Consider the following 293-nt stretch of genomic DNA (forward strand, 5'->3'; position numbering starts at 1 on the left):
TGATCTGAACCCAAAAAGTTAGACACGAAATTTAAGCAACTTCCTGGGCATGAATTCGGTATTGAGCCGGACTCATGCCATTTAATTTTTCCTTAATTCTTTTGTGATTGTAATAGTGAATATAATTTATTAATTCTTGTTTGAAATGTTCCATACTTTTAAAATCTTTAAGATAAAGTAACTCACTCTTTAATAACCCAAAGAAACTTTCCATGGCTGCGTTATCTAAACAATTGCCTTTCCGAGACATGCTTGGTGTAATCCCTTGTTCTTTCAATGCCTTCTGATATTGC

General features: G+C 33.4%; 1 protein-coding gene. It reads right to left on the reverse strand.

Annotation, left to right across the window (positions count from 1 at the left end):
* Positions 1-31: 31 nt before the first annotated feature.
* On the reverse strand, positions 32-293 hold a 262-nt coding region (locus tag AC6CHR_RS25125), incomplete at its 5' end, for an IS3 family transposase (RefSeq protein WP_498251907.1).

The sequence above is a fragment of the Metabacillus sp. GQ13 genome (genome assembly GCF_059758525.1).